Annotated in this window: 20 protein-coding genes; 9 read left to right on the top strand and 11 right to left on the bottom strand. The window is 44.2% G+C overall.

Translation table 11 applies throughout. The features are described 5' to 3' along the window. Positions 1 to 21: 21 nt before the first annotated feature. The gene (locus ABDZ72_RS13600) at positions 22 to 2448 is read right to left on the bottom strand and encodes a DEAD/DEAH box helicase family protein (protein WP_343754066.1); all 2427 of its coding nucleotides are present in this window, start codon (positions 2446 to 2448) and stop codon (positions 22 to 24) included. Next, entirely contained in the window at positions 2445 to 2771 is a 327-nt protein-coding gene (locus ABDZ72_RS13595) for a nucleoside triphosphate pyrophosphohydrolase (RefSeq protein ID WP_343754064.1), read from the bottom strand. The genes ABDZ72_RS13600 and ABDZ72_RS13595 overlap by 4 nt, the downstream gene beginning before the upstream one ends. A 286-nt stretch (positions 2772 to 3057) precedes the next feature. Here ABDZ72_RS13595 and htpG point away from each other — a divergent pair, with 286 nt between their 5' ends. Continuing rightward, on the top strand, positions 3058 to 4941 hold the full coding sequence (htpG, locus tag ABDZ72_RS13590) for a molecular chaperone HtpG (RefSeq protein ID WP_343754062.1): 1884 nt from the start codon (positions 3058 to 3060) through the stop codon (positions 4939 to 4941). An 85-nt stretch (positions 4942 to 5026) separates the two neighbouring features. Here the strand turns inward: htpG and ABDZ72_RS13585 are convergent, their stop codons facing one another. The 5 genes from ABDZ72_RS13585 to ABDZ72_RS13565 all read right to left on the bottom strand — a co-directional run bounded on the left by ABDZ72_RS13585 (position 5027) and on the right by ABDZ72_RS13565 (position 9738). Beyond that, positions 5027 to 5950 carry an NADP-dependent oxidoreductase gene (locus ABDZ72_RS13585; RefSeq protein ID WP_343754060.1) on the bottom strand — a complete coding sequence of 308 codons (924 nt, stop codon included), beginning with the start codon at positions 5948 to 5950 and terminating at the stop codon, positions 5027 to 5029. Between the two features lie 15 nt (positions 5951 to 5965). After that, entirely contained in the window at positions 5966 to 7012 is a 1047-nt protein-coding gene (locus ABDZ72_RS13580; RefSeq protein WP_343754058.1) for an LLM class flavin-dependent oxidoreductase, read from the bottom strand. A 162-nt stretch (positions 7013 to 7174) separates the two neighbouring features. Beyond that, positions 7175 to 8116 carry a metal ABC transporter solute-binding protein, Zn/Mn family gene (locus ABDZ72_RS13575; RefSeq protein WP_343754055.1) on the bottom strand — a complete coding sequence of 314 codons (942 nt, stop codon included), beginning with the start codon at positions 8114 to 8116 and terminating at the stop codon, positions 7175 to 7177. A 27-nt stretch (positions 8117 to 8143) separates the two neighbouring features. Further along, on the bottom strand, positions 8144 to 9004 hold the full coding sequence (locus ABDZ72_RS13570) for a metal ABC transporter permease (RefSeq protein ID WP_343754222.1): 861 nt from the start codon (positions 9002 to 9004) through the stop codon (positions 8144 to 8146). Beyond that, complete coding sequence (locus ABDZ72_RS13565) at positions 9004 to 9738, bottom strand: metal ABC transporter ATP-binding protein (RefSeq protein ID WP_343754220.1); 735 nt, start codon at positions 9736 to 9738, stop codon at positions 9004 to 9006. Before ABDZ72_RS13565 ends, ABDZ72_RS13570 begins: the two co-directional genes overlap by 1 nt. Before the next feature lie 384 nt (positions 9739 to 10122). On the opposite strand from ABDZ72_RS13565, the gene codA reads away from it, so the two are divergent. Then, complete coding sequence (gene codA, locus ABDZ72_RS13560) at positions 10123 to 11367, top strand: cytosine deaminase (RefSeq protein ID WP_343754053.1); 1245 nt, start codon at positions 10123 to 10125, stop codon at positions 11365 to 11367. 483 nt (positions 11368 to 11850) lie between these two features. Continuing rightward, the gene (locus ABDZ72_RS13555; RefSeq protein WP_343754051.1) at positions 11851 to 12792 is read left to right on the top strand and encodes a glycine betaine ABC transporter substrate-binding protein; all 942 of its coding nucleotides are present in this window, start codon (positions 11851 to 11853) and stop codon (positions 12790 to 12792) included. 97 nt (positions 12793 to 12889) lie between these two features. Here the strand turns inward: ABDZ72_RS13555 and ABDZ72_RS13550 are convergent, their stop codons facing one another. Continuing rightward, positions 12890 to 13729 (bottom strand): YitT family protein, encoded by an 840-nt coding sequence (locus tag ABDZ72_RS13550; protein WP_343754049.1) that lies wholly within the window; start codon positions 13727 to 13729, stop codon positions 12890 to 12892. 269 nt (positions 13730 to 13998) lie between these two features. Between ABDZ72_RS13550 and ABDZ72_RS13545 the strand changes: the two genes are divergently transcribed. Next, complete coding sequence (locus ABDZ72_RS13545) at positions 13999 to 14715, top strand: FAD-dependent oxidoreductase (protein WP_343754047.1); 717 nt, start codon at positions 13999 to 14001, stop codon at positions 14713 to 14715. 93 nt (positions 14716 to 14808) lie between these two features. Here the strand turns inward: ABDZ72_RS13545 and ABDZ72_RS13540 are convergent, their stop codons facing one another. Next, positions 14809 to 15279 carry a DinB family protein gene (locus tag ABDZ72_RS13540; protein WP_343754045.1) on the bottom strand — a complete coding sequence of 157 codons (471 nt, stop codon included), beginning with the start codon at positions 15277 to 15279 and terminating at the stop codon, positions 14809 to 14811. Positions 15280 to 15375: 96 nt separating this feature from the next. Further along, entirely contained in the window at positions 15376 to 15765 is a 390-nt protein-coding gene (locus ABDZ72_RS13535; RefSeq protein WP_343754043.1) for a reverse transcriptase-like protein, read from the bottom strand. A 250-nt stretch (positions 15766 to 16015) separates the two neighbouring features. Here ABDZ72_RS13535 and ABDZ72_RS13530 point away from each other — a divergent pair, with 250 nt between their 5' ends. The 5 genes from ABDZ72_RS13530 (at position 16016) to ABDZ72_RS13510 (ending at position 23075) form a co-directional block, all read left to right on the top strand. Then, positions 16016 to 16738, top strand: coding sequence for a GntR family transcriptional regulator (locus tag ABDZ72_RS13530; RefSeq protein WP_343754041.1), 723 nt, complete (start codon positions 16016 to 16018; stop codon positions 16736 to 16738). A gap of 473 nt (positions 16739 to 17211) precedes the next feature. After that, positions 17212 to 18567 carry an aminotransferase gene (locus tag ABDZ72_RS13525; protein WP_343754039.1) on the top strand — a complete coding sequence of 452 codons (1356 nt, stop codon included), beginning with the start codon at positions 17212 to 17214 and terminating at the stop codon, positions 18565 to 18567. Between the two features lie 45 nt (positions 18568 to 18612). After that, on the top strand, positions 18613 to 19566 hold the full coding sequence (locus ABDZ72_RS13520) for a selenium metabolism-associated LysR family transcriptional regulator (protein WP_343754037.1): 954 nt from the start codon (positions 18613 to 18615) through the stop codon (positions 19564 to 19566). Positions 19567 to 19591: 25 nt separating this feature from the next. Further along, positions 19592 to 21367, top strand: a complete 1776-nt coding sequence (xsc, locus tag ABDZ72_RS13515) for a sulfoacetaldehyde acetyltransferase (protein ID WP_343754035.1) — start codon at positions 19592 to 19594, stop codon at positions 21365 to 21367. 235 nt (positions 21368 to 21602) lie between these two features. Next, positions 21603 to 23075, top strand: a complete 1473-nt coding sequence (locus ABDZ72_RS13510; protein WP_343754033.1) for an APC family permease — start codon at positions 21603 to 21605, stop codon at positions 23073 to 23075. Positions 23076 to 23151: 76 nt separating this feature from the next. Here ABDZ72_RS13510 and ABDZ72_RS13505 read toward each other — a convergent pair whose 3' ends face one another. Beyond that, the gene (locus tag ABDZ72_RS13505) at positions 23152 to 25068 is read right to left on the bottom strand and encodes a vWA domain-containing protein (RefSeq protein ID WP_343754031.1); all 1917 of its coding nucleotides are present in this window, start codon (positions 25066 to 25068) and stop codon (positions 23152 to 23154) included. Positions 25069 to 25073 lie beyond the last annotated feature (5 nt).

The following is a 25073-nucleotide window of genomic DNA, read 5'->3' as shown; positions in this document are numbered from 1 at the left end:
TTTCCTATTGAACTATCTTTCTTATCGCTTCTTCCGTTCAAAATAGACATGCAACTTATAGGTACATATTTGTTCTGTCATTTCATGAAGTATTTCCTGATCAGCTTCGTTAACGCTGAAATTAATACCAAATTGTTCGCCGTCAAAGAATAAAAGCCCATCGTTTCCTACCCATTTTTCCATGGGCATGGTAGCAATTAAGCGAGCAACACCTTTCTCATCATAATTCCACAGTTTTTTTGTATTGTTGCTGGAAAAGTCTATATGCTTGCGGTATTCTTTTGTCATGAAAAAGCGGTGAAAGTAAGGCGCCACTTCCACTGGTGTAATGGGTTTTAGCCACTCAGCCGAGCCCTTTTCTAGTAAATACATCAGGATGACCATTTTATAGGATTTGGTCATGGGTTCTTTTTCCACTTTTTTTAGCCAAGCATAATGTTTTTGGTACACATTAGTTTCGTGTTCTGTCAGTTCGCCATATTGCTTTAAAAATGCAAAAAAACCGCCGAAAGCCTGATTATACTCCTTAGCATTCACGGTGCCATTCAGGTGGGCTTCTGTGTATGTCGGACGTCTTCCCAGTTGTTCCTTGACGTCGATATAATCGTTGAAGACCCTTTCTTTCCGGGGACTGCGTTTTTTTCGTAGCTCTTCCAGCAGGTGAATAACATCCGTTTCTAAATGAATGCCGCATGTCTCTGGTACAATCGGTACAACATTTTTCCGGGCTGATGACGTTTTTGATGTTTGGTTTTGGTCCAGGACTTGAAGTTTGGTATCCGCGTGCCGGTAATTTCCGATAAGATCAATGATCACGCAGGAGTCTTTACCGGGAAAGTGTCGCAACCCGCGCCCAATTTGCTGGGTGAAGACAACAAGGGATTCGGTTGGTCGGACAAATAATAAGGTATCCACGGATGGAATATCCACACCTTCATTAAAAAGGTCAACTGTAAAGATGATATCAATCGCTCTTGATTCCAGCATGTTTATCGCTTGGTTGCGTGATATAGTTTTCGTTTCCGACGTTAGTGCGATTGACCGTGTTCCTTGACCCTCAAAATAGTTGGCTAAAAAAACCGCCTGCTGGATGGACGAGCAAAATACCAGTGTGCGTGATTGTTTGTACTGTATCCATTGATGATAAATGTAGCTAGCCTGTTCTGTCTTTAATTGACTCATCATTAGTTCATGCTGATCATAATGGTTGCCAAGCCAGCGTATGTCGGAATAGTCAACCGTGTCTTTTACACCGTAATAGGTAAAAGGGGAAAGCCAACCACGTTGTATGGCTTCGATAAATGACATCTCATAGGCAACATTCCCATTACAAAGAGCAAACACATCCTGACCGTCTGTCCGCTCAGGTGTCGCTGTCAATCCAAGTAAAAATGCGGGTTCGAAATAGTTTATGATGTTCTGATAGCTTTTAGCTGCGGCATGATGAAATTCATCCACGATTATTAAGTCGAATTCATCTGAGTCAAACCGGTGTAGCTGTTCTTGCATACTCAAGGTGAAAATAGATGCAAACAGCATATCGTGGTTTAGTTCTTTTTCTGCTCCGTAAAACAGGCCGCCGGATTTTCCGAGGATACGTTCAAAGCTCTTTTTTGCCTGCAATAAAATTTCCTCTCGATGAGCTACAAACAATACTTTGTTAAATTGCTTAGCTAAAAATGCTGCCATGTATGTTTTGCCGAGTCCTGTTGCCATGACAACCATGGCTTTATTGTATTCTTCCTCGATTGTATTCTGGAGTGCTTCCAATGCTTCTTTTTGTGCCTGCCGCGGAACAACCCTTGTTTCGTAAGCTGGGGACGTTTCCTGTATGTAATCCGGCTGCTCGCTTGTATCCATATCAGGAAGAGTAAGTTCAATTTCTTCCTGTCTGGTCCAGTTAGAGATAAGATTCGCATGATTGGCGTGGAATTGATCATATTCCTGTTTATATATTTTAAATGACTCTGCATTAACACGAGTGGTTTGGCTGGCGTAAAATGATTCGATAAATGTATTCATCGCAGTTTCAAATGTCTCAAAAGATGCATTGCGCTGCATACGCAAATTCCATTCCATACCATTTGTGAAAGCTGAACGGGACATATTGGATGAACCAACGATAAGTGCGCCTTCTTCCCGATGCTTGAATATGTATGTTTTTGGATGAAAAGCGATGCCGTTGCTGCGCCATAGTCTGATTTCAATGGTATCGCCTTCTAATTCCAGCAATTTGCTGAGTGCTTCAGGCTGTGTGACATACAAATAATCTCCGGTTAATAATTTGATATCAGCTCCGTTAGCAAGCGCATCCTGAAGGGCTTCATATAAAACATCGACACCGGTTTTCATTATAAAGGAACTGATAATATAAATGGTGGATGAGTTCTGAATATCTTGTTTTAACTGTTGGTGGAGCTGTTTGGTATGCAGGGAAATATCGCTCATGTATCGTCAACCTCAATTAAATAAATTTTATCGTCAAAGCCTCCTCGTTTGCGAGCCTTTTCTTGACGAATAGCTTCTACGTTTTCTATCGAAGCGCCATGCGTTTTTGAAAGAGCATGCATAATCTCCAGAATATCCGCCAGTTCCTCCAAGGAGTCCGCATCGGTTGAAGCATCCTGATATTCAGCCACTTCCTCGTGTAATTTTGATTTCAATTCGGCTATGTAATGATTGCTATCCAAAATGTCAGTTGTAGCTTGTTTTCCGTCCCTTTTGATAATCTCCGGGATGCGGTCGCGTACGAGTTTATTGTAAGTCGGCATGAGAAACATCCTTTCCGGTATTTCTGAGTTTATTGTATAGAAAAGGCGGAGGGCGGGCAAGTAGGGGGGAAGAGAAATTTTCTGGGCTCAACGTTTATGACGTGACAATAATTACCATTCACTATCCGTTTTGATCTGTCATTTGACATAGAAGAGTTCACATGGTATTTAATAGATTGGGAATTATCACTCGGAAAAGGAGAGTGCTAAATAGCAGAAACAGAAAACGAGCGTACAATATAAGCAATCATTTTTATTACATAATTTTCAAAAGGAGTGATCACGGATGGCTGAGAAACAATTTAAAGCGGAATCGAAACGGTTATTGGAACTGATGATTAACTCTATTTATTCACAACGGGAAGTGTTCCTGCGGGAGTTGATTTCCAATGCGAGTGATGCCATCGACAAAGTTTATTATAAGGCGCTGACCGATGACTCTATCCAATTTGACCCGGCCGATTACTATATTAAGATTGAGGCTGATAAAGATAATCGGATCTTAAAAGTCATCGATACCGGAATTGGTATGACTCAAGACGAACTGGAATCCAATCTTGGCGTTATTGCCCAAAGCGGATCATTGTCATTTAAGAATGAAAATGAAATGAAGGATGGCCACGACATTATCGGGCAATTTGGTGTCGGGTTTTACGCTGCGTTTATGGTTGCCGATGCTGTCACCGTCATCACCAAGGCGTACGGCAGTGATGATGCCTATAAATGGGAGTCACAAGGCACGGACGGTTATACGATTGAGCCGTACGAAAAAGCTGAAGCAGGTACGGAAATTTATATTAAAATGAAGGAAAGCACGGATGATGAAGATTATGACCAGTACCTGGACGAGCAGACGCTGCAAACCATCATTAAGAAATATTCCGATTTCATCCGTTATCCGATTAAGATGAACGTGACAAAAAGCGAGCCGAAAGACGAGGAAAGCGATGAATACGTTGAATATACCGAGGAAGAAACGGTCAACAGCATGGTGCCGATTTGGCGAAAAAATAAAAACGAATTGACCGATGAGGATTATGAACAATTTTATCAGGAACAATGTTTTGGCCATGATAAACCACTGAAGCATGTGCATCTTCAAGTGGACGGCAACGTTCGTTATAACGCTATTTTGTTCATTCCGGAAACCGCACCATTTGACTTTTACACACAAGAGTATGAAAAAGGGTTGCAGCTGTACTCAAATGGCGTACTGATTATGGAAAAATGCGCGGACTTGCTGCCGGATCACTTCAGTTTTGTAAAAGGTATGGTGGACTCTGAGGATTTATCGTTAAATATTTCACGCGAGATGCTTCAGCATGACAGACAGCTTAAACTGATTGAGAAAAACATCAATAAAAAAGTTAAACAACAGCTTCTGCAGCTGCAGCAGAATGACCGTGAGGCATACGAACGATTTTATGACTCCTTTGGCCGTCAGTTAAAGATTGGCGTATACAGTGATTTTGGTGCCAACAAAGAGACGTTGCAGGATCTGTTAATGTTCTATTCATCCACGGAAAAGAAATTGGTCACACTGGATGACTATGTTTCACGAATGAAAGAGGATCAGCCGTATATCTATTATGCTGCAGGGGAGTCTCGCGATCGAATTGAAAAGCTGCCGCAAACCGAACTGGTGGCAGATAAAGGGTATGAAATTTTATATTTCACGGATGAAGTGGATGAATTTGCCATTACCATGATGGCAAACTATAACGATATCGAATTCCGCTCGGTGTCCAGTGGTGATTTGGGCATTGATTTGGACGAAGACGATCAGCAAGCTACCGAAGAAGCCGATGCGAATAAAGCGCTGTTTGACGAAATGAAAACGATTCTTTCTGACAAAGTAAAAGAAGTCCGTGTTTCCAAGCGATTGAAATCTCATCCCGTCTGTCTGACAGCGGATGGCGACATCTCGTTGGACATGGAAAAAACGTTGAACATGATGCCGAACAACCAGCAAATAAACGCGGAAAAAGTGTTGGAAATAAACGTCAACCACGATATATTCGACTCATTAAAGCAGGTATATAATCAGGATGAGGAGACGTTCAAATTGTACACAAATTTATTGTACAACCAGGCCCTCCTGATTGAAGGATTGCCGGTAAACGATCCGGTCACCTTTACCAACGATATATGTAAAGTCATGGTTTCATAAATCATGTGAGATGGGAACGGAGCTAATTAAGCGGCTGCCGTTCCCATTTTTGTTGGAAGGTGGGGAAAAGGCGCCTGGTCTGAATTTAAGGCGTTGTTACCACTAATTTCCCTCTTGCATGCCTTGTTTCGGTTTTTTGAAGTGCCTCCAACCCTTGTTCAAATGGGTATTCCTTTTCAATAACAAGCGTGATTTTTTCATTTGCAATGTCGTGTGCAAGCTTGACGACATCGTTTTGGGTATCGGCATGGTGGCCCATTTGCTGAACCGTAATACCTCGTTCGCCGTCGAGTTGATCACCTGATACGGTAATGATTTTCCCACGGTCTTTCACAACGGGCATACTGTCTTTTCCTGTCCCTGGTTGAATGGCTAAGGCTGCTGTGACACCGCCATCTCCCCATTCATTGACTTGCTTTTGCCAGTCCGGATCATGGTAATCGACCGTTTTTTCCGCGCCGAGCGATGTCATATAATCATGATTTCTTGCGGAAGCGGAACCGGCCACATGAATGCCTTTGGCTGCTGCCAGCTGGATGACAAAGGTACCAATCGCTCCGGACGCACCAGCGATAAAAAGGTGATCGCCTTTGTTAAGGTCCAGTGCGCGCATACTTTCCAGTGCTGTTTTTCCGGCAACAGGAACCGCTGCCCCTTGCTGGAAGGTGAGATGGTCGGGCATGGGAATGAGTGCCGCCGGACGGGCAACAGCATACTCAGCCCACGCACCGCCTTTTGGTTGCAGGGTTGTTGTAAAAATGACCCGGTCCCCGACGGTAAAATCGTTCACACAATGACCTGTTTGCACAATGGTGCCTGATCCCTCTGTGCCGATTGGATAAGGAAAGTCTATATCTCTCGGAATAAAATATCGATCGTGAATACCGACACCGAATGCTTCCACTTTTATAAGGACCTCATCATCGTTAACGGATGGTATCGGAACGTCAGCGATTTCTACGTCATTGCTGCTGGCATTGGTTCGTACGAATGCTTGCATCGTTTGCATAGTTGTATGCCTCCTTCAGTTGGATGTGTTGCTGCTCAATTGAAAAGCGTCGGCAAGCAGGGAGAACGATTGGTGCCGCGCTTCTTTATCGGTAATCATATTCAAAACCATTAGTTCGTCGATTTGTGCGTCTTCTTGCAACTGCATAATTTGTTCTTTCACTGTATCCACGCTACCAATGATAAACCGTCCTTTATTTTGCTGGCGCACCATCTCTTCTTCCTGCGTGTACGTATGAGCTGCAGCTTCTTCCAGCGTTGGTGGGGCATATTGAAATTGGCCGGTTCCCCAACGCACCCATTGCAGCTCAGCCGGTGCTGCATAGTAAGCCGCTTCTTCATCCGTTTCAGCGCATACGACGATAATGGACAAGATGCTGTACGGCTCACTCATGAATTTGGACGGTTGAAACTGTTTCCGATAGTTTTGCAGAACCGGAACGGCCCAATCCGGATTGATCTGGCCGGCAAACGCATAGCCAAGTCCGAACTGAGAAGCGATTTGCCTTCCACCGTCACTCGAGCCAAGCATAAATAGCTCCGGTTGCAGTGAACGATCAGGCGTTGGTGTAATGTTGGCAAATGGGTGATCATCCCGAAAATCTCCTGTAAAATAGGCGAGCAACTCGTTTAAAAGTTCGCCGGATTGATCGCTGTTGACGGCCTCACGGGAGCGACGCAATGCTAGAGCGGTCATTCCGTCGGTCCCCGGCGCACGCCCCATTCCGAGATCAATTCGTCCCGGGTGCAACCCCTCCAATAAAGAGAAGTTTTCGACGACTTTAAGCGGGCTGTGATTCGGTAGCATAACACCGCCGGAACCGATACGGATATGTTCGGTCAATGCCGCTGTGTGCGCTGCCAGCAAGTCCGGTGATGTACTTATCTGGTGTTTTGTATTATGATGTTCCGCGAACCAGTAACGCGTGTATCCAAGCTTGTCTGCCAATTGAACAAGTTCTGCCGAGTTATTTAATGTTTGCGTTACCGATTCGGCGTTGTAAATCGTTGCCAAGTCGAGAACGGACAGTTTTAAACCATTCTCGTTTGTATGTCCACGCATAAGATGGCCTCCTTGGGAATGGATGTAAATAAGGATACGTTCTATTAAAGAGAACACACCGAACAATGTCAAAGAAATGGTTTCAGTTGGTGCATAGAATGATCGCATCCAACAACTAAAAAACGCCTCTCTGCATACCAACAGCAAAGAGGCGTCGATGTCTTACCGGGTCAAGCCATCATAGAGAATGTCGAGATTATAGTTCAAATATTTAACGTACGTGTCCACTTCTCCGCCTTCTTCCTCAATCTCATCGGAATAGATGGGTTTGTCGTAAATCGGGATGCCTGATTCCTGGGACACGGTTTCCATCGGTCTTGGGTCAACGTTCGATTCGACAAATAACGCCGGTGCATCATTGTCTTCAACAAAGGATACGAGATTTTTAATTTGCTCGGGTGTTCCGTTCTCCTCTGTATCAATTTCAAAAACAAAGCCTTCTTTCAAGTCATAGGAGTCCGCGAGGTATTGGAAAGCCCGCTCACTTGTTACGATAATACGGTCGTCTTCTGGTATTTCGCTCAATTTTTTCTCATAATCTTTTTCAATCGTTTTCAGTTTATCAATATATGCGGCAGCTTCTTCTTTATATTGTTCTTCCCGGTCCGGATCCACTTCAATAATCGCATCACGTATGTTTTCGGCCATTTGAACACCGGCGCTCGGATCAATAAAGGCATGCGGGTTAACTTCCTTTTTCTTATCACCGCCACCGATATACATCGGGTCAATTCCATCTGTTACGCTAAAGACATTGTCCTTATCCTGACCGACAGAATTGATCATTTTGAAAAACCATCCTTCTTTTCCACCTTCCAGATTCATGCCGTTGTAAAAGAGAACGTCGGCATCGGTTGCGTGTTTAATATCCTCAGGCAATGGTTCATAATTGTGCGGATCGGTTCCGGTTGGCACGAGGTTGTGGACCTCCACGAGATCGCCGCCAATTTCTTCTGCTAAATCCTTGATAATCGTAAATGATGTCACGATTTGTAGTTTGTCATCGCCATTGTTTCCATCATCCCCTGATGCACTTTTTTCTCCGCCACACGCAGCTAGAATGAGCAAAGTGCCCATAACGACTGCCATTAATAGTTTCCTCATTTCCTGGTCACTCCTTAATCATATAGTTTAATTACCGAGACGTGCTCGTTGTTTATTGATTTGCAACTTGCGCCAAACGACTCCCTGTTTGGGGGCGAATAAAAACACAATGATAAAAATGCCGGTTGTGGCCATGGCAATAATTGGTCCTGAGGGTAAGTCGGTCATATTGCTGATGTAGAGTCCGAGTACCGACGATAGGGCACCGAAAAATGCCGCCAGACCGATCATGGTTGATAGTCTGTTAGTCAGCAGATAAGCGGTTGATGCAGGTGTAATAAGCATCGACACAACTAGAATAACGCCGACTGTCTGCAATGATGCTACTGTTACCAGCGTCAGCAAAATCATGATGCCGTAATGAATCATTCGTGTTTTCAATCCATAGGCTGCGGCCATCGTTTCATCAAAACTGGATACAAGAAGTTCTTTGTAAAATACGAACACGGCTGCCAGCACGATGATGCCAACAATGATCGTCAGCCACATATCTGACGGGCGAACTGCCAATACGTTACCGAACAGGATTTGGGTTAAGTCGGTGGCGCTTTTGGCTATGGTGATCAGAACGATACCAAGTGCAAACGCCGCTGAAAATACTAAACCTATGGATGCATCACTCTTAACCCGGCTATTTTGATTGATAATACCGATGCCCAGTGCTGTTAACACGCCAGTGACAACAGCTCCGTAAAAGTAGTTGATGCCAATCATGTAGGAAATGGCGACACCGGGAAGGACCGCATGAGAGATCGCATCTCCCATCAAAGCCATGCCGCGCAGCACGATAAAACTACCGATGATGCCGCATATGATACCGACAATAACGGATGTGATGAATGCCCGGCGCAAAAATTCATAGTTAAATAGATCCTGGACAAATTCCATCACATGCCACCTCCAGCTATTGCCAGTGGCATCCCGTAGGCTTTTTCCATATTCTCCATTTGAAACACCTGTTGTACTGGTCCGGCACCGTACAGTTCTTTGTTGATGAGAATGAGTTCATCGAAGTAATTTTCGACCTTTGATAAATCGTGGTGAACGACAAAAATGGTTTTTTTACGGTCTTGTAACTCCCGAAGTTTATTGATAATGATTTCTTCACTTCCTACATCAATCCCTACAAACGGTTCATCAAGAAAGAAATAGTCAGCATTTTGTGCTAATGCCCGTGCTAAAAATACCCGCTGTTGCTGGCCGCCGGATAACTCACCGATTTGTGATTGAGCAAATTCCGCCATGCCAACCTGTTCCAGACACTCCATAGCCCATTCTTTATCGGCTTTTTTCGGCCGATGAAACAGGCCAAGCTTCGGGTAAGTTCCCAGTAACACGGTGTCTTTGACGATAATAGGGAAGTCCCAATCGATATTGGATCGCTGTGGAACATACGCTATTTGTTTGCGCACCTTATTCAGCGAGCAGTCTCCAATAGTGATTTGACCACCGTCGTATGGAATCAATCCGAGCACAGCTTTCATCAATGTTGATTTGCCCGCCCCATTTGGTCCAAGGATGCCAATCAGATTGCCGGTTTTAAACGAAAAACTGACATTCTTGAGAACTTCCTTGCCGTAATAGGAAACGTGTAACCCATTTACGTTAATTGCCTGCTGCATCATTATTTTCCCCTCCTAAAAATAGTGTGTAATACAAACATCATTTTACGACTGATATAAAGTTTCCTATGTGCAACTTTTAGTTAGTATAGTACATTTTTAAGTGGAAGTAAACACATTTTTCAAATTTCTAATGGTTAGTTAATGCTGGAGGATGGCATTTGGTGAACGATGTTCTGATGAAACTGAAGAGAGGACGGTCGGCACATTGTAAAATAACGAACAATGTCGCACTGTTTGCTAACTGAAAAAATGTTTATGATGATAGTCATAATGTGACCGATAAGTGTCAAGTATGGAAGTTTAAACCATTCATCTGTGTTTCTTGTCTATAAACAAATGTGATAAACTATAAAACGTAACATAGAAAAGGAGAGAGACAACATGCTTTTAAAAAATGCAAAGCTGTATGGGCATGAAGGCAGATGGGATATTGCGATCAATCAAGGCATTATACAATCGATTACTTCCGCGGATCAAACGGCAACAATAGAGGATGAAACTCTGGATTTGCAAGGAAAAATGGTCTTGCCGCCATACGTGGAGCCACATATCCACCTCGACTATGTGCTTACTGCCGGTACGCCGAGATGGAACACATCAGGTTCGGTATTTGAGGGCATAGAAATTTGGGCCGAACGAAAACAATTAATACAAGAAACAAAAGAAGATATTAAAAAACGTGCGAAACAGGCCATCCGCATGCAGCTTAAACATGGTGTCCAGCACGTTCGAACACACGCCGATGTCAGCGATCCGTCTTTGACAGGTTTAAAGGCTCTGCTTGATGTGAAGGAAGAGGTTAAAGATTATATGGACATTCAGATTGTTGCCCTTCCTCAAGAGGGACTTTATACGAAACCGGAAGGCGAGTCATTGCTCATTCAAGCGCTGGAAATGGGAGCGGACGTTGTCGGCGGCATCCCGCATTATGAACTGACACGCGACGATGGCGTTCGTTCCGTTCATAAAATCCTCGATCTCGCGCAAGCATACGAAAAACGTGTCGACATTCATTGCGATGAAATTGATGATGACCAGTCCCGGTATTTGGAAGTGTTGGCCGGTGAAGCATGGAAACGAAAGATGGGGTCTCGTGTAACAGCCAGCCATACAGCAGCCATGGCCACCTACAGCAATGCTTACACCTATAAACTTTTCCAGACGCTGAAAAAAACCGGCATGCATTTTATCGCCCTGCCGAAAGCAAACCTGCATTTGCAGGGACGTTTTGATAGCTTCCCCGTTCAACGTGGCGTGACACGCGTGAAAGATATGCGTGAAGCGAACATTAACGTCTGTTTCGGTCTCGATTCCATTCAGGACCCCTGGTATCCGCTCGGTGACGGCAATTTGATGCGTGTCGTCGAGATGGGGTTGCACGCGTGTCATATGACCGATTATGAGCATATCGTAACGGCTCTTGACTTAATCACCATCAATGGTGCGAAAACACTTGGCATTGAGGATGGGTATGGTGTGGAAAAAGGCAACCGCGCCAATCTAATCGTCCTGGATACGGAATCCGAATATGAAGCGATCCGTACACAGGCACCGGTGTTGTATTCCATCCGGAATGGTGACATTATCGTCACAACTCAACCGTCTGAAACGACTATGGCTATTTAATTGGGGATTTCTTGATAACATTTCTAATGCCACATACTTAATGAGAGCAATGGAGAGATGCGACTCATTGTCGTGTCTCTCCATTTTTGTAATGGAAACGACGACGTAATCTTTTAATTCGTGGGTAAAACTTGATAAATAGGCATATATGTTTATTAACATTGGAAATTATCCAATAATTAAATTGAGCGATAATTAATGCAAGAATAGTGCTATATGCTCTTTATTCCTGTGGGATACTGATTTGGGTTGTACCAGCCCTTTTGTTATTATTAAATCTAGTTATTGCAAATTACTGGTTATTCCGACGTTAATCCTCGTCTGTGGATGATGGATGGTTTACTGGTAATTGCGCCATAATTGTCCCATGTCTTGTGCTATTAGGATCATAAAGGGCATGGCGATAAAAATACAAAGAATTTGGGGGGTTTCACTATTTTTACAAATAGTAAATTTAAGTTAGGATTGATAGCATTTGTTTTAATGCTTACGTTGTCGATGCTTTTAGCTGCATGCGGCGATGATGGTGAAGCGAACGGCGAATCGGATTCGTCAGGTGACGGCTCCGATAATGGCGAAGAATCAACTGAGGAGCCTGAGACTGAGGGGCCTGAGTTAGGTCAGAAAGAGCTCACCGAACCGTATGTTGCTTGGGCCAGAGAAACTGTCAGTACTGAGATGTTAAAACAATTGCTTGAGAAAGCCGGCTATACGGTTGAAAAGAAACAGGTTGAGGCCGGTGCCATGTTCTCGAGTATGGCTGATGGGTCTGCTGATTTCCAGACATCCACATGGTTGCCTGCGACGCACAAACCATACTGGGATAAATATGGTGATAAACTCGTTAAGGTGAATCAAGTGCTGGACGAAGCTCCATTGGCATTGACTGTTCCAAGCTACATGGACGATGTGAATTCCATGAAAGACTTGAAAGGAAACGAAGAACTTGGCGAATCTGTTGGATGGGAAATTACAGGCATTGATCCGGGCGCTGGCATTATGCAAAATACCCAGGATGCTTTCAAAGAATATGGACTGGAAAATTGGGAATTGCTGGAGAGTTCAGAAGCGGCTATGATTACTGAATTGAAGTCTGCCATCGAAAATAAAGAGCCAATTATCGTTCCACTTTGGAAGCCACATTGGGCGTTCGGTGTCATGGACTTGAAGATGCTTGATGATTCCAAGAAAGTCTATGGCGGGAAAGGTGACCAGATTTACACGGTCGCCCGCAAAGGGTTGAAAGAAGATGCGCCACGGGCTTACAAAGTTATGGAACAATATGATGAAAGCTACGATATGATTAACAAACTGATGCCTAAAGTCCATCAAGAGGACAAACCTGTTGAAGATGTTGTTAAAAACTACCTTGACAACAACCAGGATAAAGTGGACAAATGGCTAGACGGTATTCCAACCGAATAATCGATGACTGAAAACAGGGCTGTTGAATCAGCCCTGTTTTCGTTTACAGGGACTACGATATATGGAATAAATGAATCCCTTTCGTCCTGTGTTTTTATCAGGATTTTTGTGCCCATGAAAAGCTGCCGCCGAATACATCCCGGACGTCATGAACAACGACGAAGGCTCGCTCATCCACTGAATTAATGATGCGTTTCAGTTTCAACAGCTGGTATTTGCTAATAATGATGTACGCCATGTCAGCATTTTCTTTCATATAGCCGCCGTATCCCTCGAAAACAGTTGCACTTGTTCTCATATGTTGAACCACTTCATCAGTAATTTCCGGAGCATAAGCGGATATGATGCTGACAGCTTTACGTGTATCCAACCCTTCTATAATGAGATCTGTCGCTTTTTTTCCGACGAATAGCGATATAATCGTATACATGGTATTGAGCGGCCCTATAATAAACAGGCCTGACCCGACAATGATGGTGTCGAGCACAAAATTTGTTCGCGTTAAATCCCAGTCCAGGTTGTAATGAAGCATTCGGGCAATAACGCTTGTTCCTCCCATGGAACTGCCGGTGCGGAAGATCAGTCCTGTTCCAATGCCAATAAAAAATCCGGCAAATATGGCCGACACCAGCGGATCTCCCAGGGACTCACCAATCCCTTCTGTTATATAGATGAAGAAGGAGATGAGCGGTGACGTGACAATCGTTAGCATAACAGATCGTTTCGGAAGGACACGATACCCGATGAGAATGATAATGGATGCCAGTATGAAGTTCACGATACCGGGTGAAAAGCCGAATGCATAGTGGGCGATCACGGATATTCCGGTAAGGCCGCCATCAGCCAAATTGTTTGGAATAGCAAGAATCGTGAGTGCCAAGGCATACATAAGCGTGCCAACAATAATAAAAATGAGGTCCCTGAGGAGATGCGCCATGATTCCCCCTCCTTTTTCCTTAGTATTTCCATTATTTAAACGGTTTATTTGCCGTTTATGAATGATGGCTTATAACATGTGATATAGAGTTTACCGTTTCATTCGGTCTTACGCAAATAATTTAGGAACGGGATTCCTGATCTCGTTTTCCGTCCCTGAAAAGTGACGCTTTCGTCCAATGAGTGCCTATCTTGTCTTTGTTTAATGATCCGTTAAACAGGGTACAATCACAAAGAACACAATATGCCGCAGAAGGGAGTTGTGTCCACATGGCGGACTATACGATAAAATTGCTGAAGAAGGAAGAGATTGCTGACGAAACGATGGCGTTTCACTGGGAGATGCCGGACGATTTTTCATTTAAGGCCGGTCAATTCGGTGATTTTACATTAATTGAACCTTCCGAAACAGACGAGGAAGGAAATACGAGAGCTTTTTCGTTTGTGAAAGGGCCGTCCGAAAATGAGTTGGTGACGGCGACCCGCATGCGTGATTCGGCATACAAACGTGTGCTTGGGAACCTGGAACCCGGAAATGAAGTGAAATTGGATGCACCGCATGGTAATTTCACATTGCATAAAACCGAATCAACGCCGGCGGTATTTGTCATTGGCGGTATTGGGATAACGCCGGTGCGGAGCATGATTGCTGAAGCGCTTCATAAGCAAACCGATCATCCTATCACGCTTTTTTATTCGAATAAAACACCGGATAATGCCCCGTTTCTATCTGAATTGGAAGAGATGGCACAAAAACACGATCACTTTACATTAATCCCTGTCATGACAGGGGATGATATTGGTGAATGGAGTGGCGAAACGGGACACATCGATGAAGCCATGCTGAAAAGGCATGTAACGGATGTGGCTAACCCCATTTATTATTTGTCCGGACCATCCGATATGGTGCAGGATATGTATGAGTTGCTTGAAGATGCTGGCGCTAATGAGGATAATATTCGTATGGAAGAATTCTCCGGATACTAAAATAAAATAGTGTCTTTTATAGGAAAGCTCGCTTAGGATATTTCAGATGCAGGATCAATTGTTTGGCTCCTGCATCCGATATACAATACGCCGCTATACCTCATTCGGTTGTCGCATAAAAGGAGGGACATTTTGTGCGCCGATCATGCGGACGTAGGTAAAAAGCTGCCCCTTATGGTGAATTTCATGATCGATGGCGTTGGATAGCCAGTATGTACCCGGTGCCCGAACACTTTGGAACAAAATATAACCCTTAAGTTGAAAGTCAAAAATTGATTTAATTTCTTCTTTTGTATGTTCAGTATACCGTTCAACAATTGTGCGGACATCGGTCATCGTTTTATAATGATTTTCCGTGGCCGGTTCACTAAATTCTCCTTGCTTAATGCCTTGAATAAACATATCGGTTGACGTGACAATGTGAATCGCGAGTTCTCCGAGTGACATAGCCCCGTCCCATGGTCTGTAATCCACATCATCATCTGTTGTCTGTGCAAGCAAATCATCAAGTACCATGCGATGTTGCAGCCATCCCTGAGCCACATCATCCATACCACTGCTCATAGTAATCCCTCTTTTCAATTTGGTATTGGCTTAAGTATAACGTTTGTACTGGTCAATGCCTATTGTTTTGCACGGCCGGGATTTTATCTACTCGCGTCAGTATTCCCTAAGTGCTTTTCTTGCTAAATAATCGGCATGGGTGTTCTGTTTTTCTGGGATCCATTTCATGAAAACATGCGGGAAATGATCTGCTGCTTCCCGGAATTGGTTGAGAAAAGGAAGGAAAGCCCTGTTTTTTGTAAAATTCTTTTCCACAATGTCGGCAACGATCTTGGAATCAGATCGAAGTGAAATGATTTCGCCGTAAAAATAGTTGCTGCAAATCGTCATGGCACGTAAGACAGCATGAAATTCGGCCTCATGGTTGGACATTTTTCCTAATAAAAAAGAATGTTCGTACGTTTCACCATGTGCTTTGATGACAATACCGGCTCCGCTTAATCCTGGATTCCCCTTGGATGCGCCGTCTGTATAGACTTCTATCAATCTGCATCTTCCTTATTCGTATTTTAGGATATGTTTCGCTATCTTTCCCTTTTATCTTACCGTCTTTGTTCCGGAATGAAAAGATATGAATAACGTGGGAAGATACAACAAATAGTCGATAGAGTATGCTTCAGTCTGTCCCTGTTTGTCGGGGTATGCTATGATAATTATGTTGTAATTTTAAAAATCTGTAAACAACGGACATGGGATCAAGCACTGTCCGTTCGTCGTCTGAAGGAGTTTTGCAATCGTGGAATTGAATTTTGAGGAATCCTTGCCACTGCATGTTCAATTAAAGCATATTATAGAGAGACAGGTGGAAGACGGAGAGTTGACGGGCCAGATACCGAGCGAGCGCAGTTTTATGGAAGATTATAATGTCAGCCGGAGCACTGTTCGAGAGGCGATAAGTACCCTCGTCCGGGAAGGGGTTTTGGAGAAGCGGCACGGAACGGGAACGTTTGTATCCTTAAAACCAATTCATGAGTGGCTTGGCAATTTGAGCAGTACAACCGAGACGATTAAACAAATGGGCATGGAACCGGGGGCTACATTAATCACTTATTATAAAATGGTACCTTCCCCTGATATCCAGGAACAAACAGGGTTCGAGGAAGCGTATTTTATTAAACGCGTGCGTTATGCAGATGATATTCCGATCGGCGTTGAATGCCATTATTACCCTGTTTCGATCGGGGAAGCACTGGTGCAATATGATTTAAATGATACAACATTATACGAAATTGAAGAACAAGAGCTCGGTATTTGGTTTGCAGAGGCGAGCCAAATCATTGGTACAGCCGCCATCACTGAAGCGGATTCTATTTACTTAAATGTGCCCGCACACACCAATGTATTGCACGCCAAACGCATCATCAAAGATTTGGAAGGTCATATTATTGAACTGGAAAACGCTTATTACCGTAGTGATATGTATAATTTCAAAATTAATCTGTCACGAAAATTCGGCTGACGACGCTTCATAGACGGCATCAGCCCGTGACAGCTCCCAACCCTTGTTCTTCTCGGTATGGATTTTTACGCCGTGCGGAAAAGCATGGTGGAATCGAATCGAACAATTTATGAAAAAGTATAATAAGTCTCATTATATTTTCAAATTAAAAAATTAAGAAAATGGTTGAAATCATTTGGTTTATTATATACAATTAAATTAAATCGAATCACTGGTACGGACGTCATGATCTCGAAACGCTTTCATAACGACGTCAACTCTTGCCTATCGTTGGTTCGATGAATCGGCTTCATGATTCTGTGGTAGAGCCGGGAGAAAGACATTGGAAAAGGGGTTTTGCTTGTCAATCGGCTGTAAGCAGTTACCATTCGATTCATGAAATAAGCAGGGAAACAGGTTCTGTTCATTTCTTAGGGGGACAGATAACCTTTTCCATACGGTTGAAATAAGATTAAACAAAGGGGGATGGAATAATGAAAACGGAAGAAGAACTGAACAATGTGTCAGCAGCAAAAGACTCGCATCTTTGGAATGCCATGCATAAATACGACCCTGACGCTAAAGCCATGGTCGCAGAATCGGGGGAAGGGTCGTGGTTTAAAGATGAAGATGGAAACGAATACCTTGATGGGGTCTCTGGTCTTTGGTGTGTGAATATTGGGTATGGCCGGCAGGAAGTTGCTGACGCAGCTGGAGAACAAATCAAACAGTTGTCGTACTTTCCGCTCACCATGAACCATAAACCGGCTATTCGGTTGGCTAACAAAATAAGTGAATTGCTCGGTGCGGATTACCAGACCTTCTTCTCCAACAGTGGATCGGAAGCAAATGAAACAGCTTTCAAAATTGCCCGGCAGTATCACATTCAGACAGACAACCCGATGAAGTATAAAGTCATTTCCAGATACCGCGCTTATCATGGGGCAACCCTTGGTGCGATGAGTGCAACGGCTCAAGCTAATCGCCGCGTTAAATATGATCCGGCTGCTCCAGGATTTATGCATGTGGCACCGCCATACAGTTATCGCTCACTGTATCCAGGCACACCGGAAGAAAAAGACTTGGCCGCTGCAGATGAGTTGGAAGAGAAAATTAACTGGGAAGGCGAAGAAACTGTATCCGCGGTGATCATGGAACCGTTCATTTCAGGTGGGGGCGTCATTATTCCTTCCGTGAAATATATTGAACGTGTCTCGGAAATCTGCAAGAAATATAATGTTCTGCTCATTATGGATGAAGTCGTTTCCGGTTATGGACGAACAGGTAAAATGTTCGGGTTTCAACATGCGGAAAACGTGGAACCGGATATTGTAACACAGGCAAAAGGATTGACAAGTGGTTATTTGCCGTTGGGGGCAACCTCGGTTAAGAATGACATTTACAAAGTCTTTAAACAAGAAGGCAAAGATAATTTCTTCCGCCATGTATCTACGTATGGGGGTCATCCCGCAGCTTGTGCAGTGGCTCTGGAGAACATCAGAATCGTTGAAGAGGAGGATCTTGTCAATCGCGTCGATCAACTTGGTAAAACCAAACTGGCAGAGTTGCATGACCTAACGGAGCACAAAAATGTCGGTGAAGTTCGTCAAAAAGGCTTTTTGCTCGGTATTGAACTGGTTGAGGACAAAGAATCCAAAACACCATTATCCGAAAAGAAAGTCGGTGATGTTGTCGGTCAATGTAAACAAAAAGGACTGATTATTGGTAAAAATGGAGCCACCGTCCCGGGAGGCAATAACATCCTTATTATTGCACCACCATTTTCCAGCACCGAGGATGATTTGGATTTTATCACTAAAACGGTCAAGTCAGTCATTCATGGTTTGTAAATAACAATACTTGACTGCATAACAAATCACCCGGATGGGCGGGTCATGTATATGAATTATGAACGATTGAAGACCTTTATCACGGTTGCGGAAAGAATGAGTTTCTCAGAAGCGGCTAAGTTATTGTTTGTAACACAACCAACGATTACGTCACAAGTGAAAGCGCTCGAAGAAGAGTTGAACACGAAACTGTTTGAGCGAACGACGAAAAAAGTGGAGATGACGTCATCAGCGAAGGTTCTCTTGAAATATGCCAGGGAAATAGTGCAGATGAATGAATCGGCTCATAAAGAAATCACGCAAATGGAAAGCGATTCTTACGGTGAGTTAAGCATGGGTTGCAGCCTGACCATTGGGGACTATTTTCTGCCGTCATTCTTAAAGCGTTTTAAAGAGACTTATCCATTGATACAGGTTCAAGTAAGTATTGCCAATTCCCATTCCATTGGAAAACTCATTAAGGATCAATGGATTGATGTTGGATTGATTGAAACGCCAATTCAGGATGACCAGCTGCAAATAAATCCGTTTTTGGAAGATGAACTGGTTTTGATTGCTCCACCTGGTTATTTCTTGACCAATGAGCCATTGTCTTTGCAACAAATCCAGCAGGCTCCGATGATTTTTAGAGAGGAGGGGTCTGGGACACGTGCAGTTGTCAATGATTACATGGAACAAGCGGGGCTGACAGACAACAACTTGAACATTGTTCAGGAACTTGGAAGTACTGAGGCTATAAAAGCTGTTGTTGAATCGGGTTTGGGCGTTTCATTTCTATCAAAACATGCCATCCGAAAAGAACAGAGATTGGGGCTTTTGGATATCTATTCGGTTCATGGCCTGGAAATGAAACGGAACTTCTATATCGTTCACCGCGAACATCATGTGATGAAATCGACAACGGAATTGTTTCTGGACACACTGTGGACCATTGCTGGTAACTTGGAAAAAAGACACATGACCGATCCACTTGAAAAAATAGGGACACTGAACTCATAGAATTTATTTAGGAGGTATTAATAGTATGGTTAAACAAAAAGAGGAAATGAAGCAGGCAGCCAAGCAAAAACAAAAAATGACACCGAGTGAAGCCATCGTTGAAACACTTATCAAAGAAGATGTGAAAGAAGTTTACGGCATTGTCGGCTCAGCGTTTATGGATATGTTGGATTTGTTCCCGACCGCCGGTATTCGTTTCGTGCCGGTGCGCCATGAACAGACAGCCGGTCATATGGCTGATGCGCAGGAACGTGTTTCCGGCAAAGCAGGTGTTATTGTAGGTCAGAACGGCCCGGGTATTTCGAACATGGTCACGTCTGTTGCAGCGGCCAATCAGGCTCATAGTCCGATGGTTGTCATTTCTCCATCTGCAGGTAATCCGGCAAAAGGACTGGATGGATTCCAGGAAGCAGATCAAGTGTCGATGTTTAAAGACATTACAGTGGAAACGGTACAAGTTACACACACCAGCCGTGTTGCTGAACGACTGCGGACAGCTTTCCGTATTGCCTATGCTGAACGCGGCCCGGTCTTGTTTGATATTCCGCGTGATATGTTCTATGGTGAAATGGAAGACTATATCCTTGAACCGCATCAGTACCGTGTTGACAGAAAAGGAACGGGTGACCCAACCTATCTTGAACGCGCGGTTGACTTGCTGAAGAATGCCAAGAAGCCTGTCATTGTCTCCGGCCGCGGCACGGTTGATGCTGGTGGCATTGATACCGTTGTAAAACTGGCTGAATATCTGTCTGCTCCGGCAGCATGTGCATACATGCATAATGATGCGTTCCCAGCTGATCACCCGCTGGCGGTTGGTCCAATCGGCTATATGGGTTCTAAAGCAGCTATGTATTCGATGGAAGAAGCCGATGTCGTCCTGGCCATTGGTACAAGACTATCTCAGTTTGGAACGTTGCCTTGCTATGACATTGATTACTTCCCGAAGAGTGCAGACATCATTCAAATCGACATTAACCCGCGTCAAATCGGACGTACACATCCGGTTGAGGTCGGTATTATCGGCGATGCGAAGGCTGCCAGTGATGAAATCTATCGTCAGTTGCAAACCGAACTTCCGTCACCGAAAAAAGATGAAGATCGGATGAAGGCTGTCTCCAAGCGTAAAGAGGATTGGGAGCAAGAACTCGTCGATCTTGCAATGGAAGACGGTAATCCCATTAATCCACGCCGTGCGCTGTTGGAAATGACGAAAGCATTGCCTGAAAATGCGATCGTATCGTCTGATATCGGCAACGTATCTTCAACAGCAAATGCGTATTTGAAATTTACACAGCCACGCCGTCACATTGCTGCATTGACATATGGCAATACTGGATTTGCTTATCCTGCGGCTTTGGGTGCTCAAAGGGCAGAGCCTGACGCACCTGTGTTTGCCATTGTCGGCGATGGTGCTTGGGGCATGAGTCTGCACGAGGTCAGTACAGCGGTCGAGCAGAATATCCCAGTCGTTGCCTGTGTGTTTAATAACCAGTCATGGGCGGCGGAAAAGAAAAACCAAGTGGATTTCTTTGACGATCGTTATATCGGTTCCAATATCCAAGGACCGGACTTTGCGGACGTTGCCAAATCTATGGGAGCACTTGCTCATACCATTACGAAGCCGGAAGACATCGTTCCGGCCATTGAAGAAGCATTGAAACAACGCAAACCGGCTGTATTGAATATTTACGTTGATGGCACTCAGCTGGCACCACCTTTCCGTAAAGATGCTCTGAATATGCCAACACGTATCCTTGATAAGTATAAGCATCTTGATTACAGCGAATGGGGCAACTAAACCCGTTAAGGATAAATCTCTCTGGCGGCATGTGCTGCCAGAGAGATTTTAACAAGAAAGAAACGGAGTACCTCATCATGACAATGTAAGCGGTATCAACAGTGAGAGCTCATTACCCCATGATTCGTCAATATGTTGTCAATAGATATTTGATCACGCATGAATGGTATGTCATAGGAAATATGTTGAGCTTAAGTTGATTAAAAGCGGAAATACATTTGGAGGGAATAGTTGCATGAAGGAAAGGGAACAACTTACTAAAACGTTAAAACCTCATTGGGTATGGGCGATCGCTTTGGGATCAGCCATTGGTTGGGGAGCATTTGTTCAACCTTCCATTTGGATGGAAGGGTCTGGTCCACTTGGTGCCATTATTGGATTTGGTATTGGCTCTGTCCTAATGATGATAATAGCGGTCAGTTATGGTTTCCTGATTAAGCATTTTCCGGTATCAGGCGGTGAATTTGCCTACGCTTTTCTCGGTTTCAACCGCAATCACGCGTATGTGGCTGGTTGGTTTCTGGTGTTGGGCTATATTTGCATTGTTGCGTTGAATGCATCGGCGTTCTCACTGTTAATTAAATATATTGTGCCGAATATTGCTGAGCAGGGTTATTTATACAGCATGGCGGGGTGGGATGTTTATCTCGTCGAAGTTCTGATTGCAAGTGCTGCATTAGTGTTGTTTGCTTATATGAATGTTCGTGGCGGCAGTATTTCCGGTCGAATCCAGTTTGTATTTGTTGTATGCATGCTTGTAGGAGTTGCAATTCTGACCATCAGTGCGTTTTTCCTTCCGTCCACATCCGCTGACAATATGCAGCCATTATTTCAGCCGGGTGCATCGATGTGGTCAAGCGTAATCGTAATTGTAGCGATTGCACCATGGGCCTTTATTGGTTTCGATAATATACCGCAAGCGGCGGAAGAATTTAATTTCTCACCTGCAAAAGGGTTTATGCTGATTATATTGTCGCTCTTATTTGCTGGTCTCGTTTACATTGCCATGATTACCGCAACATCATTGGCAGCACCTTGGCAAGAGTTAACAAACCGGCAGTGGGGGACAGGCGACGCTATGAGTGGCATTTTGGGGAGCTTTGGCGTTTTTGTTCTCGGAATATCGCTGACCATGGGGGTAGCCACCGGTCTGAATGGTTTCTATGTAGCAAGCAGTCGTTTGTTATTTGCTATGGGGCGTGCAAAAATCATCCCAGGTATTTTTTCTAAGCTTCATCCCAAATTTGGGACGCCTTATGCCGGCATTATATTCACTTGTGCGGTATGTCTGATATCTCCCTGGTTTGGCCGGCAAGTTCTGACATGGATCGTTGATATGTCATCGGTCGGTGTTACCATTGCCTATATTTACACATGTGTTGTCGCTTACAAATTGTTTAAATGGTCGAATGAAAAGTCCTTGAGCGACCAATACCAATCGCTTCCATCTTTTGCTGCTCCAATCAAAAAAATATTCAGTCTGTTGGGAGCATTGATCGGGATGATGTTTATAGTGCTGTTGCTTATCCCGGCGTCACCAGCATTCATGGGGCTTCCATCGCTGATTGCCTTAATGATATGGATCGCACTCGGTACGATTTTCTTCATTTTCAAAGGACCTGAATTTAATAAGATTGAGTACCAAGAACTTGAACATCTGATTTTAGGGAAAAATGAAGATAGTGACGATGCCAAGGTAAGCGGTTGAAGACCTACATTGGACAGGTCCTCGATGGGTGTTTTCCCCAAATGAGAGACCTGTCCTCGTGTTTTTGAGCGGCTGTTTACATCGTTTGCAAAAGCAATTTTTTCAGAAGAGGGGAGAAGTGCTCCGTCAGCTCAGTGGCTGCTGGGACCATCATGCGGTCATGTCCGTAAATGCTCCGCATGAGATGGTCATCCTCTTCGCTTATTTCCCCCTCAGCAATAAACATACCGATAACGTTGATGTTTTTGCGGCGTGTTTCATAAACCGCTTGATTGGTGTCGATAATGCCGTTTTCTGTGTAATCCGAGGCTGCCGGTTGCCCATCGGAAAACACGAGCAGAAAGCGGTTTTTTTCATTGCGGGCTTCGAGCTCGGCGGCTGCTTTCCGGATGCTGAATCCGTCACGGTTATCTTCTTGTGCTTCCAGTTGCATAATGTTAGCTCCGTGTTTCTGATAAAGCGAATCATGGAACGAATGCACGATATGGGAATAATTTGGTTTATATTTGTCTTTGACTTCCGTGGCTTCTTCCCAAAAACCGATAATCGAATGCGGAATACCTAATTCTTTAAGCACGTCATGGAACAGAATGACGCTTTTTTTCGTTTCCTCCATCTTGTTCATCATCGACGCCGAACAATCAATCAGCAAAGTGAACGCCGCATCGATCTCTTTGGATTCATTATCCTTCTTATAAAAAAGTCTAGGAAAATCATCTGTCGCCGTCGATATCAATCGTTTTGACAGTCGCCCGGCGACGAGATTTTGACGCGCAGCTGTTTGTTTATGCGCCAGCACTTTTTCCATCGTTTTGGACAGACGTTGCCGGTAAGGAGCAATTTCCTCTTTGTACATCCGGTACTGTTTTTCTTGATCGTCAGACGGTGGTTCTGCATGTTTGATGACGTTCACGGCATGTTTGTTTTCATGACCGAATGGTTCCCCTGTTGCGGATGTGCCTTGCTGATTGGTGCGTTTCTCCATCGCTTCCATATTTGAATAGTCATTTTGCTCACTTTCTCCGGAGTCCCCTTGAATTGAGGCGGTTGCTTGATCACCTTCCTCTGTTTCACGTGCGCCTTCTCCCAACAGGCTGGACCGGGTGCCTTGCTCCAGCTCAAACTGCATGAAATTCTGTTTCTGCTCTGCGTTTTCATTTTCACTGTGCCAGGTGGAAAAGGACTCATCGAACGTGTTGCTGTCATCGTCGCTTACATCGTCTTCAAGACTGTCATTGGCCAGTGGATCGGTGCGTGTCAGTTCATCAAAAGCGGTTTCTGCGGTGTAATCAGCATAATTGGCAATTGGAACAATGAAATAGTTATGAACCATGTCCGGCATGGTTTCATCGATCCGGGCAACAACGGATTCCGCGGCATGAGCGGTCTCACGTGTATTATTGGTTTCATAGGCTCGAAAAATGGCTGATTTTATATTATCCAGCCGGTTTATTTGCTGCTTCGTCGCTCCCGGAAAGGAAGGATCCGGTTGATCGGATTGAATGAGCAGGCAAATGAGGCAGTAGAGCTCATCCATTGCATAGCCGCGCGTCACGTTCATCCTCAACTGTTGGGTGAAATAACGGCGTTGGTATTGTTGTCGAATGCGAAAAAGTTCCGCTGTGCCCGGACGTTCTCTTTTAACGATTTCTTCCAATCGTATATCTTCAAATAACGTGAACAGTTGTGATGCAAACTTTGGATGACGGGTTTTCGCTGCATGGTCCATGTATGCTTGCATCGCCGGGACAGTGGTATGATAAAGCGTACCGCGTGTCCGCAAAAGAATATCCGTTTTTAAACCGGTTTCCTGGGCTGCTTTGTTGCCAATGCCCCAATTGGCACTTGCTGTCAGGCGGCGGTTTTGGCTGTCGATAGCTGACCCGTAAGCATAGGCAAATCTCAGGTCGGGAATGCCTGTTAAAACGGCGGCCAAGTCCTGCATCTGCAGGAAAAGGCGAGTATCAATGGTTGTGTCGCGAAAACGATACATAGATA

Source organism: Lentibacillus halophilus (assembly GCF_039522485.1).
GTDB classification, from domain to species: domain Bacteria; phylum Bacillota; class Bacilli; order Bacillales; family Amphibacillaceae; genus Lentibacillus; species Lentibacillus halophilus.
The sequence above is the reverse complement of the archived record's forward strand: the minus strand, read 5'-3'. Positions and strand labels throughout refer to the sequence as shown.